1 protein-coding gene is annotated in these 1,092 nt (G+C 42.2%); it reads left to right on the top strand.

Annotation, left to right across the window (positions count from 1 at the left end; genetic code table 11):
- The coding region (locus tag F6K23_RS41100; RefSeq protein WP_293167044.1) for a GMC family oxidoreductase N-terminal domain-containing protein at positions 1 to 1,014 on the top strand (1,014 nt) is incomplete at its 5' end.
- Positions 1,015 to 1,092: the final 78 nt, after the last annotated feature.

The raw sequence follows: 1,092 nt of genomic DNA on the forward strand, positions 1-1,092 counted from the left end.
TGCTTTGGTGGTTCTGTTGCTGCCTTACGTTTAGGGCAAGCTGGAATTAACACGCTAGTGTTGGAACGAGGGCGACGTTGGCAGATTACATCAGCCCAGGATACTTTTGCCACTTTCCGAAATCCTGATGGTCGATCAGCCTGGTTAAGCCCAACAACATTTGATGGTGTTCCTGTAGATGTTTACACAGGAATATTAGAATATAAACAGGAAAATGGAATTGGTATCTTGTGTGGTGCTGGTGTGGGAGGTAGTTCCTTAGTGTACAACGGTGTTACTTACCAGCCTTCACGAGAACTCTTCTATCAGTCTTTTCCAAGGGCAATTGATTACGATGAGATGGATAGCGTCTATTACCCTCGTGTTAATTCCATCTTGAAGGCATCACTAATACCTGAAGATATTTTATCTACTGATTTTTACTTGGCATCACAATTATTCCTTAAACAAGCTGAAACAGCAGGATTACCAAACCGACTCATAGAAATTGCTGTTAACTGGGATGTAATCCGTCAAGAATTGCAGGGAACTAAAGTTCCTTCTGCAATCATTGGGGAACATTGGTATGGTCTTAACAGTGGAGCTAAAAAGAGTCTAGATCGTAATTATTTAGTTCGTGCAGAAAAGACTGGATATGTAAGTATCCTACCTTTGCATTTAGTCACAGAAATATCAGAAGCACCTGAAACCGGATACAGAATTTCATGTACTCAGATCAATGAATCAGGAGAAATTATTGCCAGGAGAACTTTAACCTGTCGATACCTATTTTTAGCAGCTGGCTCCATGGGAACTTCTGCCCTCTTGGTGAAGGCTAGAGCCACGGGAACATTACCTAGGTTAAACCGTTTTGTGGGTAAAGATTGGGGAAGTAATGGTGATATTCTAGCTTTCCGCGAAGGATTGGGCAGAACTACTAATCCTCAATTAGGTGGTCCTTCTTGTGCTGTTGCTGAACATTTTGACAATCCCATGGGCGAATGGCAACTCATTCTAGAAATCGTCCCAGACTGAATCGTCTTTCTTGGCGAGGTTTCCGGATATTGCCTTGTCGACAGCTTGCTTTGGTACATTCGAAACTATCATCTTTTC

Source organism: Okeania sp. SIO2C9, from assembly GCF_010672455.1.
In the GTDB taxonomy this organism is placed as follows: domain Bacteria; phylum Cyanobacteriota; class Cyanobacteriia; order Cyanobacteriales; family Microcoleaceae; genus Okeania.